Raw genomic sequence first — 14,529 nt, 5'->3', positions numbered from 1 at the left:
CGCGCGCGCTTAGTCGGTCGATGCGGTTTCCGGATCGCGCACGCGGATCAACCCGATCGAGGTGAAGCTCATCACCAGATCGTCGTTCTGGTTGAACACGCGCAGGGTGGATCGGAAGCTGCCCATTTCCGGGCGCGAGCGGCTGCGCTTTTTCTCGAGCAACTGGGTTTCGCAGCGCAGCGTGTCGCCGGGATAGACCGGCTTGTGCCAGCGTAGCTCGTCCACGCCGGGAGACCCCAGCCCAGCCTGCTGGCGCGCCTTCAGGTTCTCCACCACCATCGCCATCACCATGGCGCAAGTGTGCCAGCCGCTGGCCGAGAGGCGGCCGAAATGGGTCTGCGCCGCCGCCTCGTCATCAAGGTGGAACGGCTGCGGATCATAGCGCGAGGCGAAGCCGATCACTTCCTCGCGGGTGACCTGGTAGTGGCCGAAACGGTCGACGGTGCCGGGCTCAAGGTCTTCGAAATATTGCATAGGCGGGATTTTGCCCGAGCCCGCCGCGCTGTCAATCGATCGGTTAACCGGCGTGCGGCCTCACACGTTGAACTTGAAGTGCATCACGTCGCCATCGTGCACCACGTATTCCTTGCCTTCCTGGCGCAGCTTGCCGGCTTCCTTGGCGCCGTTCTCGCCGCCCAGCGCGACATAGTCGGCATAGGCGATGGTTTCGGCGCGAATGAAGCCGCGCTGCATGTCGGAGTGGATTTCGCCCGCCGCGTCCGGGGCCTTGGCGCCCTGATGCACGGTCCAGGCGCGCGCTTCCTTGGGGCCGACGGTGAAGAAGGTGATGAGGTGCAGCAGATCATAGCCGGCGCGGATCACGCGGGCGAGGCCGGTTTCGTGCAGGCCCATTTCTTCCAGGAACACCAGCCGTTCGTCCTGTTCCATGCCGACCAGTTCGGCCTCGATCGCGGCCGAGACGATCACGGCGTTGGCGCCTTCGGCCTTCGCCTTCTCGAACACGCGAGCGGAAAAGGCATTGCCTTCGGCCGCCGCGCCTTCCTCCACGTTGCATACGTAGAGCACCGGCTTGGCGGTGAGCAGCTGCGCCTGCCGGAACACGCGGGCTTCTTCCTCGTCCTTCGGCCTGGTCAGGCGCGCGGGCTTGCCTTCGCGCAGCAGGTCGAGCGCCTGGCCCAGCACCGAGGCGATGAGCTTCGCTTCCTTGTCGCCCTGCGCGGCCTTCTTCTGCGCGGCGGGTACGCGCTTTTCCAGACTTTCGAGGTCCGAAAGCATCAGTTCGGTCTCGACCGTGTCCGCATCCGAAATCGGATCGACCTTGTTGTCGACATGCTGGATGTCGTCGTTCTCGAAGCAGCGCAGCACGTGGACGATGGCGTCCACCTCGCGGATGTTGCCCAGGAACTGGTTGCCCAGCCCTTCGCCCTTGGACGCGCCGCGCACCAGCCCGGCGATGTCCACGAAGCCCAGTTGCGTGGGAATGATCTTCTGGCTTCCGGCGATCTTGGCCAGTTCATCCAGCCGGGGATCGGGCACGCCCACGTTGCCCACGTTCGGCTCGATGGTGCAGAACGGATAGTTCGCCGCCTGCGCCGCCTGCGTCTCGGTCAGCGCGTTGAACAGCGTCGACTTGCCGACGTTTGGCAGACCGACGATCCCGCAACGAAAACCCATTTGATGCTCCACAAGTGATCTGGATGCGGCCCGCGCGGCTCTTGCGCCCAAGCCTTTCGCGCGGCCCATAGCGGGGGCGGGACGGTTTGGCCAGTTTCACCAAAATTTCAGGCGTTCGTGTCATCACGCGGGCATGAAGAAAGCGCTGATACTGCCCGCCCTGCTTGTCCTTGCCGCCTGCGGTTCGGAAACGCCGCAACAGCATCTGGACCGCGCGCAAGCCGCCTTCAAGGCGGAGGACTATCGCACGGCCCGCAAGGAACTGGGCGAAGCGGTTTCGGCCGCGCCCGAGGATGCCCGGATTCTCGATCTGCTGGTGCGGGTGCAATTGCGCCTGGGCGATGGCGAGGGCGCGCAGGCCACGCTCGCGCGCCTTGTAGCGGCGGGTGGCAAGGGGCTTGAGATCGCGCGGATGAAGGCGGACGCTGCCTTGCTGCGCGGGCAGGCCAACGAAGCGCTCTCGCTGCTGGGCAACGATAGCCATCCCGAGGCATGGCGCATCCGCGCCTCGGCCCTGCTCGCGAACAAGGACGAGGCCGGCGCGCTCGAAGCCTATCGCAAGGGGCTTGCCGCCGGCGGGGACGCGCGGCTGGTGCGCGACTACGCCCGGTTCCTCCTGGATTCGCAGGACATTGCCGGGGCCGAGGCGCAACTGGCCGATCTGCGCCGTCGCAGCCCCGATGCGCTCGACGCGCTGATGCTGGCGGGCGATATCGATGCGCAGGCGAACCGTTGGGACGGCGCTCTGGCCGCGTACAAGCGGGCGCAGTCGCTTTATCCCACGCGGCCTGAGCCTTTGCTTGCGCAGGCCGATGCGGCCGACCAGCAGGGCAAGCTGGACGAGGCCGAGGCGCTGGTGGCCCGTGCCACCGATGTCGCGCCCGATAGCGGCGACGTGCTGCGGATGCGCATTCAGATCGCTGCCGAAAGGGGCGATTGGGAAAAAGTGCGCAGCACGCTCGCCCCGCGCGAAAGCAGCCTGGAGCCGCGCTCGCCGGAAGGGCTGGCCTATGCCGAAGCCTTGCTCCGCCTCGGGCGGGCCGAGCAGGCGCGGGCGATCTACGCCAAGGCCTTGCTGCTTTCCCCGCAAAACCCGTTCGCCCGGCTGATGCTGGCCGAAGCGCAACTGGCGACCGGTGATGCGGCGACGGCCTATGCCACGGTCAAACCGCTGGCGGACAGCGCCATGGCCGGGCCGCGCGAACTGGAGCTTGCGGAAAAGGCGGCGCGCGGGGCTGGCGATCCGGCGGCGGATACGCTGAAGGCGCGCCTGCAGTCCGGGGATTTGCGGCGGACGCAGCAACTGGCCGCTGCCGGGCAAGCGGCGATGGCGCGAGGAGACTGGAACGCGGCGATCGCGGCGTTCCAGCAAGTCTCCGGCTACCAATCTGATGCGGACGTGCTTAAGCGGCTGGCGTTCGCGGCCTCGCAGGCCGGGCGAAACGCCGAAGCGATCGGGTTTGCGGACAAGGCGCTGGCGCTGCAGCCCTCCAACGCCGACATGATCCACATGGCGGGGCTGGTGCGGTTCAGGGCCGGGACGGACCGCGACAAGGCGGTGGCCTATCTCGAACAGGCGTTGCGGGCGGACCCCGCCAATCGCCTGTTCCGGAACGATCTCGCCCGCGCGCAAGTGGCGGGCTGAGCGGATCGCGATGCGCCGTCCCGCAAGACGGCTTCGTCCGCTGACGTTTGCCCCGGGGCCGGGTCCGGCGCGGCCGAACCCGTGGGGCGTGCCCTAATTCGGCGCGATCAGGCCTTGCGGCGCTGACGGCGCGCGAAGCCCAGGCCGATCAGGCCCATCGCCATCATGCCCAGCATCCCGGGTTCGGGAACCGCCGTACCGCCGGACGAGGTGCTGCCACCGCCCGAGGACGTGCTGCCGCCGGTGGAGGTCGACGAGGTTGAGGTGCCGCCGCCAGAAGAGGTGGAGGTGCTACCACCCGAGGAGGTGCTGCCGCCGCTGGTCGACGACGTCGACGAGGACGACGACGAACCGCCGCACGACTTGGAGCCGCCGCTGTGGCCACAGTTGCAATAGTGGGTGTGGCCGAAGGTCGCGTGCGCCGGCGTGGCGAACATCGCGGACGTCGCCAGCGCGGCGAGGATGACAGTAGAACGCTTCATGGTTTGGCCCCCTTTGAAAGCGGTACGAATGGTTCACGCCATTCTTCGCAATTGCCGTGCCAAACGGGAAATCCTGCGGGGTACGCTGGTTAACGAAGGTTTTGAAAGGCCCGATCTGTAAATTTGCCCGACAGTTCAGATGGTTAAATCGCGTTAGGAATGATTACCCGGCTTGCCTCAACGCCACATCGCTCATGAAGCGCACGTCGTCCCCCTTGGCCAGCCACTCCGCTTCCGAAGCGATCGCACCGAGCATGTCGACGAGATCGTCCTGCTCCGCCTTGGCGAAGTTGCCGAGAACGTACCCGGTCACGCGATCCTTGTGGCCGGGGTGGCCGATCCCCAGCCGCACCCGGCGGAAATCCGGGCCGAGATGCTTATCGATGGAGCGCAGGCCATTGTGCCCGGCGGTGCCGCCACCGGTCTTCAGCTTCACCTTGAACGGGGCGAGATCGAGCTCGTCGTGGAACACGGTCAGCGCGTCGGTGCCAAGCTTGTAGAAGCGCAGCGCTTCGCCCACCGCGCGGCCGCTTTCGTTCATGAAGGTCGCCGGCTTCAGCAGCAGCACTTTCGCCCCGCCGATCCGGCCTTCCTGCACCCAGCCCTGGAACTTCTTCTGCACCGGACCAAAGGAGTGCACTTCGGCGATGGTGTCGAGCGCCATGAAGCCGACATTGTGGCGGTGCAGCGCATATTGCGGCCCCGGATTGCCCAGCCCGACCCAGACTTGCATGGCGGTGATGCTCCTTCGCTTTGCGCCCGTTTACAGTGTCGGGCGCATCAGGCCAGACGGCATGTGAAAACAACCGCCAGGCAAAAAAGAACCCCTCCCGCGCGGGGCGGAAGGGGGCTTCTTTCCGGCTCCGCCGTCGGCCTCTTGATAGAGGGACGGCGGAAACGCTTGCCTGAAGATCAGGCTTCGGTCTTGGTCGTATCGCCTTCTTCGCTCTTGAGCGAGGAGGGGGCAACGATCGTGGCGATGGTGAAATCGCGATCGGTGATCGCCGTCTTCACGCCAGCCGGCAGCGTCACCGAGCTGATGTGGATCGAATCGCCCACTTCGAAGCCGGTCACGTCGACCACGATGTCATCGGGGATCGAATCCGGCGCGCAGACCAGTTCGAGTTCGTGACGGACCACGTTGAGAACGCCGCCCTTCTTCAGGCCGGGCGACTTCTCTTCGTTGGCGAAGACCACCGGCACGTTCACGTGAACGGCGTGGTCGGCCGAAAGGCGCAGGAAGTCGGCATGCAGCGGACGGTCCGAAACCGGGTGGAACGCAACGTCCTTGGGCAGCGTGCGGACGGTCTTGCCGCCGACGGTGAGCTCGACGATCGAGTTGAAGAAGTGGCCGGTGCCAAGCGCCTTGACCAGTTCCTTTTCCCCGACGTGGATCGCGGCCGGATCCTCGTTGCCGCCGTAGATCACGGCGGGGGTGCGGCCTTCGCGACGCAGTGCACGGGAGGCTCCCTTGCCAGCCCGATCGCGCGTCTCGGCCGACAGCGTAAGCGTCTCGCTCATTGTCTGTACCTTCCGAAAATGCTGTGTTGAACACGTTTCCGCCCGCACGCCTCCAGGGATGACCATGCCGGGGAAGCGGCGGCCCTTAGCGGATCGGACGGAAAAAGCAAGCGTTGCCGGCCTTTCTGGCCAGACTTTCTGGCCTGGCCCCGTGCGCTATTGCACGCGCCGCACCGTCCAGCCGCGTTCGGCCAGCATCCGGGGCAGGCCGTCCGTGCCCGAAACGTGCGCGGCGCCCACCGCCACGAAGGGATGCGCGCCGGCTTTCAGCATGGCGTCGATCTGTCCTGTCCAGTTGCGGTTGCGCGCGGCCAACAGCGCTTCGTGCAGACCGGGATCGGCCAGAAAGCCGGTCTCACTTTCCTTCGCGATGCCCAGGTCATCACCGCGCAGCCACAGCTTCAGGATGTCCTGCTCGTCATCCTTGCCGCTCGATGCTTCCTCGGCCACCTGTTCCAGCAGCACTTTCTGTTCCCGGTCGCCCAGCCGGTCGAAGATGCCGAACTGGCTGTCGATGGTTTCAAGGCCGGTGACGAGTTTGCCCTTCGCCATGCGCCGTAGTTCGGGCTCCACGCCGTTGTCCGGGCTCATCCCGTGCTTCTGCCCGGCGATGGCAGAAATCTGGAGCGCCACAGCCCACGATTCCTCGTCGCGGAATTGCGCGTCGGTCAGCGCAAGGTCCTTGTACACGGCCGCCAGCTTGCCGCGATAGGCGGGGTCGATCCGTTCGGACGGCGGCGGCAACCCCCGGGTGAAGGCCAGCCGGCCCAGCGCTTCGCCCGCGATCTTCGCGTCCAGCGGTTCGCCGATCTCGAACACCAGCCGGTCCGCCGCGCCCAGCGCCTGCGCGATCGCGGGGCGTGACCAGCGCGTGCCTTCGGGCAGGGCGTGAACGGTGCCGAACAGCCAGCCCCGCGCGCCGCCGGGGCCGGTCACTTCCCATAGCGCCACGCGCGATTCCGCCGCCGGGGCAGCGGGCTGCGGCTCGCTCCGGCACGCGCCCAGCAGCAGACCCGCCGCCAGCGCGATGCCCGCACAGGCCTTCCTCCAGGTCCCGGTCTTCATCCGGTTCATTGCACCCGCTGCGTGGCGAGGCCGAGCGCGGCGAGTTGTTCCTGCACGCTGCCCTTGCCGGCGAGATGCCCGGCGCCCACCGCGACGAACACCGTGCCGGGCTTGTCCAGCCGCGCCTTGATCCATTGCGCCCAGTGCCGGTTGCGGCCGACCAGCAGCGTCTCGGTCAGGCGCGGATCGTCCATGTCGGCGTTCATGATCGTGGCCAGCGCCTCGGCATCGCCCTTGCCCCAGGCGGCGATCAGGCTGTCGATCTCCGGCCCGATCTTGTCGTAATCGCGCACCACGTTGCCAAGGTAGGCAAGCTGCGCATCGGCCGGCAGCGTATCGAAAAGGCCGAGTTGGTAGTCGATCGTCTCCAGCCCGGTGCGCGTCCGCGCCTTGCCGCCCGGATACGCGTTGAGCGTGGCTTCGGCGCCGTCCTTTGGGCTGAGGCCCTGGCTCATCATCGGCAGCGAGGAGAGCACGACGGCGGCGTACCACGGCTTGAACCGGTCGAAGGCTTGCGCCTGCAATCCCACGCGGCCCAGCAGCGTTTCAAAGGCAGTGCGCTGCGGCGCGTCCATCAGCGCGCGCAGCGTCTGGCCTTCGGGCAGTGTCGCGCGTGAAAGCAGCGCCGCCTGCGCCTCGCCGCCCACCGGATCAAGCACTTCGGTCACCAGGTCGTCCGACCCGTCGAGCGCCTGCTTCAGCGGCCCGTTAAGCCAGTCGTAGCCTGGCTTGAGCACGTGGACGGTGCCGAACAGGTAGATCGTGGTATCGCCGTCCGCCACTTTCCACAGCGCCGGATGGACCACCTGCGGCGCCGGAGCGGGGGCTGCAACCGGCGTTGCCGGGGCGGGCGCCGCCTGTTCGCGCGCCAGCGCCGGCCCGGCGAACAGGCCCGCCAGCGCCAGCGCGGCAAGCGGTTTGGTCAGCCGGCGGAGCGGCGCGGTTCGGAAAAATGCGGTCATCGACATCGCTCCTGCCTACCCCGGCGCGATGAACGAACTATTGCCGCGATGCAATCGCCCGGCAAAATCGCACCGCCCGCCGCACGGCAAAGTTGATTTGCGGGCCTCCATCGGCCAAAGGCCCGGGCCATGGCCGATCATACCCAAGCATCCCCCACGGGGCCGCTCAGCCTGCAGGATATCATCCTGCGCCTTCACGCGTTCTGGAGCGAGCAGGGCTGCCTGATCCTCCAGCCTTACGATATGCGCATGGGCGCGGGCACGTTCCATCCCGCCACCACGCTGCGCGCGCTGGGTCCGCAGCCGTGGAACGCCGCGTTCGTGCAGCCCTGTCGCCGGCCCACCGACGGGCGCTATGGCGAGAACCCGAACCGGCTTCAGCATTACTACCAGTATCAGGTGATCCTGAAGCCCAGCCCGGAAAACCTGCAGGAGCTTTATCTCGAAAGCCTGCGAACGATCGGCGTCGATCCGCTGCTGCACGATATCCGTTTCGTGGAGGACGACTGGGAATCGCCCACGCTCGGGGCCTGGGGGCTGGGCTGGGAAGTCTGGTGCGATGGCATGGAAGTCACCCAGTTCACCTATTTCCAGCAGATGGGCGGGTTCGATTGCAAGCCGGTGGCGGGCGAGTTGACCTACGGGCTGGAGCGCCTGGCGATGTATATCCAGGGCGTCGACAACGTTTACGATCTCGCGTTCAACAATCACGGCGTCTCTTATGGCGACGTGTTCCTTGAGAACGAGCGCGAGATGTCGAAGTGGAACTTCGAGGTGGCCGATACCGACAGCCTGTTCGAAGGCTTCCGCCGCGCCGAGGAGGAATGCCGCCGCTCGCTCGATGCCGGCGTGCCCATCGCGGCCTACGAACAGGCGATCGAGGCCAGCCACCTGTTCAACCTGTTGCAGGCGCGCGGCGTGATCTCGGTGCAGGAACGCGCCAGCTACATGGGCCGCGTGCGCGACCTCGCGCGGGGATCGTGCGAGGCCTACATGGACAAATTCAAGGACGAATGGGCGCAGGCCTATCCGGGGTGGACGGCATGAACAGAATGAACCGCCTCTCCGTTGCGCTTCCGCATCCGTTCGGTTCGAGCGAAGTCGAGAACCGTTGCGCACAGTGCCTCGCCTGCGCTCGACACGAACGGGGGAGGGCGTGATGCCGGACTTTTTGCTCGAATTGCGCTGCGAGGAAATCCCCGCGCGGATGCAGGCCGGCGCGCGCGCCTCGCTGGAAAAGCTGTTCCGCGATCATCTTGCCGCTGCCGGCCTCTCGGTGGGCGACCTTACCATCTGGACCACGCCGCGCCGTCTTGCGCTGATCGCGCGTGGCCTGCCCGCCGCGACCGAGGCGGTGAGCGAGGAAGTGAAGGGGCCGCGCACCTCCGCGCCCGAACAGGCGCTCGAAGGCTTCCTGCGCAAGACCGGACTGACCAAGGACCAGTTGACCGAGCGCGATGGCGTGTGGTTCGCGGTCAGCGAGAAGCCCGGCCGCGCCACCGCCGATGTGCTGGCCGAGGCGATCCCCGCCATCGTCCGCGCGTTCCCATGGCCCAAGAGCCAGCGCTGGGGCGCGGCCTCGCTGTCCACCGAAAGCCTGCGCTGGGTGCGCCCGCTCTCCGCGATCGTGGCGCTGCTCGATGGCGAAGTGGTTGATTGCGAGGTCGGCGGGATCCGCGCCGGCCGGATCACGCGCGGTCACCGCTTCCACGCGCCCGGCGAAATCACCATTGATGGCGTGGGCGATTACGCGGCCAAGCTGCGCGACGCGCACGTGCTGGTGGATCACGCGGAGCGCGAGGCGATCGTGCGCGACCAGGCCCGCGCCGTGGCCAGCGCCGCCGGGCTGACGCTGGTGGAGGATGAAGGGCTGGTTGTCGAAAACGCCGGCCTCACCGAATGGCCGGTGCCGCTGCTGGGCCGCTTCGACGCGGAATATCTTGAGGTTCCGCCTGAAGTTATCCAGCTAACCGCGCGGACTAACCAGAAATATTTCATCTGCCGCGATGCCGATGGCAAGCTCGCCAACGCCTTCGTCTGCACCGCCAACATCGTGCCGAGCGATGGCGGGGCGGAGATCGTGGCCGGCAACCGCAAGGTGCTGGCCGCGCGCCTTTCGGACGCGCGCTTCTTCTGGCAGCAGGACCGCAAGGTGCCGCTTTCGGTCCATGCCGAGAAACTCCAGCGGATCACCTTCCACGAAAAGCTCGGCACTGTCGCCGACAAGGTGGAGCGCGTGGCCAAGCTGGCGCGCTGGCTGGTGGAAGAGGGCATTGTCCAGGAATCCCCCCTCCCGCATGCGGGAGAGGCCGGGGGTGGGCCTGACGAGACGCCCGCCCAATCCCGGCCCACCCCCAACCCCTCCCGCGAGCGGGAGGGGAGTCTGGCCGACCAGGCCGAGCTCGCCGCGCGGCTGTGCAAGGCCGATCTCGTCACCGAGATGGTTGGGGAATTCCCCGAACTCCAGGGCCTTATGGGCGGATACTACGCCCGCGCCGAAGGTCTGCCCGATGCCGTGGCCGATGCGATCCGCGATCACTACAAGCCGGTCGGGCAGGGCGATGACGTGCCCACCGCGCCGGTCACGGTGGCCGTGGCGCTGGCGGATAAGCTGGATACCCTATTTGCATTTGAAGCCATACAACAGCGCCCGACGGGTTCAAAGGACCCATTTGCTCTTCGTCGAAACGGCTACTCACTACTCTCAATATGGCTCAAGCATGGTCTACGGCGGATAAACGAAGCTTCCGATTTTATCGGAATGTATCTTATAAAGAAGGGGGGCGATCATGTGCAAGAGGTCGAAGCATGGCTTGATGAGCATTACCAATTTGAGATTGAAGAGCTCTACAATTCTGTGCGTGAAGCCACATTGGAAAATGATGAGGTAAAGGCCTTCTTCGCGAACAAGAAGATTTCTGAAATATCTAGCGAGAAAGAGCAGGCTTTAGCGCAAGCACGCGCAAAAGCCCAAGAAATACAGAATTTTGCAATTTCTTACCAAGGTGCTTTCTATTTTGCCAAAGACTTCCTTATTGACCGCCTCAAGGTCCAGCAACGCGAAGCCGGCGTTCGCCACGATCTGATCGATGCGGTGTTCGCGCTCGGCGGCGAGGACGATCTCGTCCGCCTGCTCGCCCGCGTCCATGCGCTGCAGGCGTTCATCGGCACCGAGGACGGCGCGAACCTGCTGGCCGGGTACAAGCGCGCGGCGAACATCCTCAAGAAGGAAGGCTTCTCCGCGGCGGACATCATCCCGCCCGATGGCGAGGAAGACCCGCTGGTGATGGTGGACGATCCCGCGTTCGAGGGCATTGCCGACCAGATGGCGCATTCGCCCACCGTGCTGGCCTACACGCCCGAACCCGCCGAACAGGCGCTGATCGAGGCGCTGGCCGTTGCTAGCCCCCGCGCCGAAGCCGCTGTCGCAGCGGAGGATTTCACCGGCGCGATGGCGGCTCTTGCCACGCTGCGCGCGCCAATCGATTCCTTCTTCGAGACCGTTACCGTCAACGATGCGGATGCGAACAAGCGCGCGAATCGCTTGGGTTTGCTTGACCGTTTCCGTGCTGCGGTGCACAAGGTCGCCGATTTCGGGCGCATCGAAGGATAAGGGGCGGGGGCGCCGGTTCGTCCCCCCGCGAGCAACGACAACGATAAATCCAGCTTCGTCAACTTCGTCAGGGAACGGCTTTTTACGATGAGCGCATACGTATTCCACTTCGGCGGTGGTGCCCGCAGCGACGATCCCCGTTCGCGCGACAAGACGATCACCGGCGGCAAGGGCGCCAATCTAGCGGAGATGGCGGGCATCGGCCTGCCGGTGCCGCCCGGCTTCACCATCAGCACCGAAGTCTGCGCGTTCTACAACGAAGCCGGCAAGACCTTTGACGAGGATATCAAGGCCGGCGTGGCCGCCGGCGTCGCGCACATTGAGGCGGCGACGGGCCGCGTGTTCGGCGATCCCGCCAATCCGCTGCTCGTCTCGGTCCGTTCGGGCGCGCGCGTTTCGATGCCGGGCATGATGGACACCGTGCTCAACCTGGGCCTTAACGATGCCACCGTCGAAGGGCTGGCTGCGGGATCGGGCGACGCCCGTTTCGCGTGGGACAGCTACCGCCGGTTCATCCAGATGTATTCGGACGTGGTGCTGGGCCTCGATCATCACCGGTTCGAGGATGCGCTGGAAATCGCCAAGGAAGACAACGGCTTCTACGCCGATGTCGAGATGGGTGCCGAACATTGGCAGGCTCTCGTCAAGGAATACAAGGCGATCGTCGAGGAAGAACTCGGCCGTCCGTTCCCGCAGGACGTGCACGAACAGCTGTGGGGCGCGGTGGGCGCGGTGTTCGATTCGTGGGAATCGGACCGTGCCAAGGTCTATCGCCGCCTGAACGATATTCCGCAGTCGTGGGGCACCGCCGTCAACGTGCAGGCGATGGTCTTCGGCAACATGGGCGATACCTCGGCCACGGGCGTGGCCTTCACCCGCGATCCGGCGACCGGCGAGAAGGCCTATTACGGCGAATGGCTGGTCAACGCGCAGGGCGAGGACGTGGTGGCCGGCATCCGCACGCCGCAGTACCTGACCCAGCGCGCGCGCGAGGCGGCAGGGGCCAAGCCGCTGTCGATGGAAGAGTCGATGCCGCAGGCTTACGGCGAACTCGCCGCTGTCTTTGAACTGCTCGAAAAGCACTACAAGGACATGCAGGACATCGAGTTCACCGTTGAAAAGAACAAGCTGTGGATGCTCCAGACCCGTTCGGGCAAGCGCACCGCCAAGGCCGCGTTGAAGATGGCGGTCGACATGGTGGGCGAAGGGCTGATCGACGAGGCCACCGCGATCCGCCGCATCGATCCCATGGCGCTCGACCAGTTGCTGCACCCCACGCTCGATCCCAAGGCGCCGCGCGACGTGTTGACGCGCGGGTTGCCGGCCAGCCCCGGCGCGGCTTCGGGCGCGGTGGTGTTCGATGCCGACACCGCGCAGACGCTGGCGGAACGCGGCGATGCGGTGATTCTCGTGCGCGTGGAAACCAGCCCCGAGGACATTCACGGCATGCACGCCGCCAAGGGCATCCTCACCGCGCGCGGCGGCATGACCAGCCACGCCGCCGTGGTGGCGCGCGGAATGGGCCGCCCGTGCGTTTCGGGCGCGTCCGCCCTGTCGATCGACATGACGGCGCGCACCGCGAAGATCGGCAACCGCGATATTCGTGAAGGCGATGTCATCACGCTCGATGGATCGAACGGCGATGTCATGGCGGGCAAGGTGCCCACCGTGGAGCCCGAACTCGTCGGCGATTTCGGCACGCTGATGGCCTGGGCGGACAAGCACCGCCGCATGAAGGTGCGCACCAATGCCGAAACCCCGCTCGACTGCCAGGTCGCGCGGCAGTTCGGTGCGGAAGGCATCGGCCTGTGCCGCACCGAGCACATGTTCTTCGACGCCAGCCGCATTTCGGCCGTGCGCCAGATGATCCTGGCCGAGGACGAAGCCGGCCGCCGCGCCGCGCTGGCCAAGCTGCTGCCCGAACAGCGCGCCGATTTCACCTCGATCTTCGAGGTGATGGCGGGCCTTCCGGTCACCATCCGCCTGCTCGATCCGCCGCTCCATGAATTCCTGCCCCACGGCGATGCGGAATTCGCCGAACTGGCGGAAGTCACCGGCCTGGGCGTCGATCACCTGAAGCGCCGCGCGGGCGAACTGCACGAGTTCAACCCGATGCTCGGCCATCGTGGCTGCCGCCTTGGCATCACCTTCCCCGAAATCTACGAAATGCAGGCCCGCGCCATTTTCGAGGCCGCCTGCGATGTGGCGGCGAAATCGGGCGAGGCGGTCGTGCCCGAAGTGATGATCCCGCTGGTCGCGACCAGGAAGGAACTCGAAATCCTCAAGGCGCTGGTCGATCGCGTGGCGGCGGAGGTCTTCGCCGAAAAGGGCCACACGCTCGATTACCTCGTCGGCACGATGATCGAACTGCCGCGCGCCGCGCTGATGGCGGGCGAGATCGCCGAGGAAGCCAAGTTCTTCTCGTTCGGCACCAACGACCTGACCCAGACCACGCTGGGCGTCAGCCGCGACGACGCCGCGCGCTTCCTCAATCCCTATGTCGATCAGGGCATCTACCCGCGCGATCCGTTCGTCAGCCTCGACATCGAGGGCGTGGGCCAGCTGGTCGAACTGGCGGCGGAACGCGGCCGCAAGACCCGGTCCGACATCAAGCTGGGCATCTGCGGTGAACACGGCGGCGATCCGGCCTCGATCGCGTTCTGCGAAAAGACCGGCCTCGATTACGTGTCCGCCAGCCCCTATCGCGTGCCGATCGCCCGCCTGGCGGCGGCGCAGGCCGCCTTGGGCTGATAAAGGGCGCGCTGGCGGAGGGTTACTTCCGCCAGCCGCTGAGCGTCAGGATTTCGAACGTCTCGGTCACGCGGCCTTCCGCGTCGGCTTGTCCGGCGAAAGCGGCCCGTGCCCTAGCCAGCGCAGCCTTGCCCAGCGCCGGGCCGGAGCGGGCGAGGCAGTTGCTCAGCCCCTGCGCCCGCACATCGCCCACCAGCCGTTCCAGGCTGCCGAAGCGCACGGGTAGCGAGCGGCTGTCGATCACCGGCGCCGCAAAGCCGCAGCGCTGGAGCAGTTGCCCGCCGGCGCGGACGTCCACTTGCGGGTGGATGCGCGGGGCGGGGCGGTCGCCGTCGGCCGCGAGCATGATCGCGCGCAGGGCGGGGAGGCTGCCCGCGCCGCTGAAGCTCATGATCGCAAGGCCATCGGGCGCCAGCGCGCGGCGCAAGTGCAGCAGCGCGCCGGGCAGATCGTTGACGGTATCGAGCGTGCCGAGGCTGGCGACGAGGTCGAAGCCTTCGCTCGCCGGGATCGGGTTTTCCTCGTCGATCGGCGTTTCGCCAGGGCCGGGCACCGGATCGGCGCGGGTGACGGCGCATCCCTGCGCGGCCAGTGCTGTGGCGAGCGTGCCGGTCCAGTCGCCGATCACCAGCGCCCGGGCCGGGGCGTGGCGCAGGAACGACAGGCGGTCGAGCACGTCCTCCACCATGTCGTCCACTACGTAGCGCGCCGCGTCCGGGCGCTGCTGCAGCCGGCGCATCCGCGCGCGGAGCGCGGCGCGGCGAGCGGCTGAGAAGATGGTCGGCGGTGACGCGGGCGGTGCGGGGGCGGGGGGAAGCGCGGAAGCCATGCGCGGCTGCCTGCCCGTTCGGGATG

12 protein-coding genes are annotated in these 14,529 nt (G+C 66.6%); 4 read left to right on the top strand and 8 right to left on the bottom strand.

What is annotated here, in order from left to right; translation table 11 throughout:
• Positions 1–9 precede the first annotated feature (9 nt).
• Both NMD1_RS18050 and ychF read right to left on the bottom strand, forming a co-directional pair.
• The gene (locus NMD1_RS18050; protein ID WP_125956196.1) at positions 10–474 is read right to left on the bottom strand and encodes a MaoC family dehydratase; all 465 of its coding nucleotides are present in this window, start codon (positions 472–474) and stop codon (positions 10–12) included.
• A 60-nt stretch (positions 475–534) separates the two neighbouring features.
• Positions 535–1,635 carry a redox-regulated ATPase YchF gene (gene ychF / locus NMD1_RS18045; protein ID WP_125956194.1) on the bottom strand — a complete coding sequence of 367 codons (1,101 nt, stop codon included), beginning with the start codon at positions 1,633–1,635 and terminating at the stop codon, positions 535–537.
• Positions 1,636–1,768: 133 nt separating this feature from the next.
• On the opposite strand from ychF, the gene NMD1_RS18040 reads away from it, so the two are divergent.
• Positions 1,769–3,280, top strand: coding sequence for a tetratricopeptide repeat protein (locus NMD1_RS18040; protein ID WP_125956191.1), 1,512 nt, complete (start codon positions 1,769–1,771; stop codon positions 3,278–3,280).
• A 107-nt stretch (positions 3,281–3,387) separates the two neighbouring features.
• On the opposite strand, the gene NMD1_RS18035 is transcribed toward NMD1_RS18040, so the two are convergent.
• The 5 genes from NMD1_RS18035 to NMD1_RS18015 form a co-directional block, all read right to left on the bottom strand.
• Positions 3,388–3,762, bottom strand: a complete 375-nt coding sequence (locus NMD1_RS18035) for a PEP-CTERM sorting domain-containing protein (protein ID WP_125956188.1) — start codon at positions 3,760–3,762, stop codon at positions 3,388–3,390.
• A 163-nt stretch (positions 3,763–3,925) separates the two neighbouring features.
• A complete protein-coding gene (pth, locus tag NMD1_RS18030) occupies positions 3,926–4,495 on the bottom strand; it encodes an aminoacyl-tRNA hydrolase (protein ID WP_125956185.1) in 570 nt (189 codons plus the stop codon).
• A gap of 179 nt (positions 4,496–4,674) precedes the next feature.
• Positions 4,675–5,283 carry a 50S ribosomal protein L25/general stress protein Ctc gene (locus NMD1_RS18025; RefSeq protein ID WP_124809600.1) on the bottom strand — a complete coding sequence of 203 codons (609 nt, stop codon included), beginning with the start codon at positions 5,281–5,283 and terminating at the stop codon, positions 4,675–4,677.
• A gap of 156 nt (positions 5,284–5,439) precedes the next feature.
• On the bottom strand, positions 5,440–6,357 hold the full coding sequence (locus NMD1_RS18020; RefSeq protein ID WP_223806638.1) for a TraB/GumN family protein: 918 nt from the start codon (positions 6,355–6,357) through the stop codon (positions 5,440–5,442).
• A complete protein-coding gene (locus tag NMD1_RS18015; protein ID WP_158454003.1) occupies positions 6,354–7,310 on the bottom strand; it encodes a TraB/GumN family protein in 957 nt (318 codons plus the stop codon). Before NMD1_RS18015 ends, NMD1_RS18020 begins: the two co-directional genes overlap by 4 nt.
• Before the next feature lie 129 nt (positions 7,311–7,439).
• On the opposite strand from NMD1_RS18015, the gene NMD1_RS18010 reads away from it, so the two are divergent.
• The 3 genes from NMD1_RS18010 to ppdK all read left to right on the top strand — a co-directional run bounded on the left by NMD1_RS18010 (position 7,440) and on the right by ppdK (position 13,674).
• Positions 7,440–8,357 (top strand): glycine--tRNA ligase subunit alpha, encoded by a 918-nt coding sequence (locus NMD1_RS18010; protein WP_124809602.1) that lies wholly within the window; start codon positions 7,440–7,442, stop codon positions 8,355–8,357.
• A 112-nt stretch (positions 8,358–8,469) separates the two neighbouring features.
• The gene (gene glyS, locus NMD1_RS18005) at positions 8,470–10,923 is read left to right on the top strand and encodes a glycine--tRNA ligase subunit beta (protein ID WP_125956181.1); all 2,454 of its coding nucleotides are present in this window, start codon (positions 8,470–8,472) and stop codon (positions 10,921–10,923) included.
• Positions 10,924–11,010: 87 nt separating this feature from the next.
• Positions 11,011–13,674: a pyruvate, phosphate dikinase gene (gene ppdK / locus NMD1_RS18000; protein ID WP_125956179.1), complete on the top strand. Its 2,664-nt coding sequence runs from the start codon at positions 11,011–11,013 to the stop codon at positions 13,672–13,674.
• A gap of 22 nt (positions 13,675–13,696) precedes the next feature.
• On the opposite strand, the gene NMD1_RS17995 is transcribed toward ppdK, so the two are convergent.
• Positions 13,697–14,503 carry a methyltransferase domain-containing protein gene (locus NMD1_RS17995; protein ID WP_233497786.1) on the bottom strand — a complete coding sequence of 269 codons (807 nt, stop codon included), beginning with the start codon at positions 14,501–14,503 and terminating at the stop codon, positions 13,697–13,699.
• Between the last annotated feature and the right edge of the window lie 26 nt (positions 14,504–14,529).

The organism is Novosphingobium sp. MD-1, from assembly GCF_001014975.1.
Classification (GTDB): Bacteria; Pseudomonadota; Alphaproteobacteria; order Sphingomonadales; family Sphingomonadaceae; genus Novosphingobium.
This window is presented reverse-complemented; position numbering and strand designations above follow the sequence as displayed.

Bases quoted from the DNA above. Each gene is read 5' to 3' on its own strand.
- NMD1_RS18020 (WP_223806638.1), bottom strand. From the start codon at position 6,357: ATGAACCGGATGAAGACCGGGACCTGGAGGAAGGCCTGTGCGGGCATC.
- pth (WP_125956185.1), bottom strand. From the start codon at position 4,495: ATGCAAGTCTGGGTCGGGCTGGGCAATCCGGGGCCGCAATATGCGCTG.
- NMD1_RS18050 (WP_125956196.1), bottom strand. From the start codon at position 474: ATGCAATATTTCGAAGACCTTGAGCCCGGCACCGTCGACCGTTTCGGC.
- NMD1_RS18040 (WP_125956191.1), top strand. From the start codon at position 1,769: ATGAAGAAAGCGCTGATACTGCCCGCCCTGCTTGTCCTTGCCGCCTGC.
- NMD1_RS18025 (WP_124809600.1), bottom strand. From the start codon at position 5,283: ATGAGCGAGACGCTTACGCTGTCGGCCGAGACGCGCGATCGGGCTGGC.
- ychF (WP_125956194.1), bottom strand. From the start codon at position 1,635: ATGGGTTTTCGTTGCGGGATCGTCGGTCTGCCAAACGTCGGCAAGTCG.
- ppdK (WP_125956179.1), top strand. From the start codon at position 11,011: ATGAGCGCATACGTATTCCACTTCGGCGGTGGTGCCCGCAGCGACGAT.
- NMD1_RS18035 (WP_125956188.1), bottom strand. From the start codon at position 3,762: ATGAAGCGTTCTACTGTCATCCTCGCCGCGCTGGCGACGTCCGCGATG.
- NMD1_RS18015 (WP_158454003.1), bottom strand. From the start codon at position 7,310: ATGACCGCATTTTTCCGAACCGCGCCGCTCCGCCGGCTGACCAAACCG.
- NMD1_RS18010 (WP_124809602.1), top strand. From the start codon at position 7,440: ATGGCCGATCATACCCAAGCATCCCCCACGGGGCCGCTCAGCCTGCAG.
- glyS (WP_125956181.1), top strand. From the start codon at position 8,470: ATGCCGGACTTTTTGCTCGAATTGCGCTGCGAGGAAATCCCCGCGCGG.
- NMD1_RS17995 (WP_233497786.1), bottom strand. From the start codon at position 14,503: ATGGCTTCCGCGCTTCCCCCCGCCCCCGCACCGCCCGCGTCACCGCCG.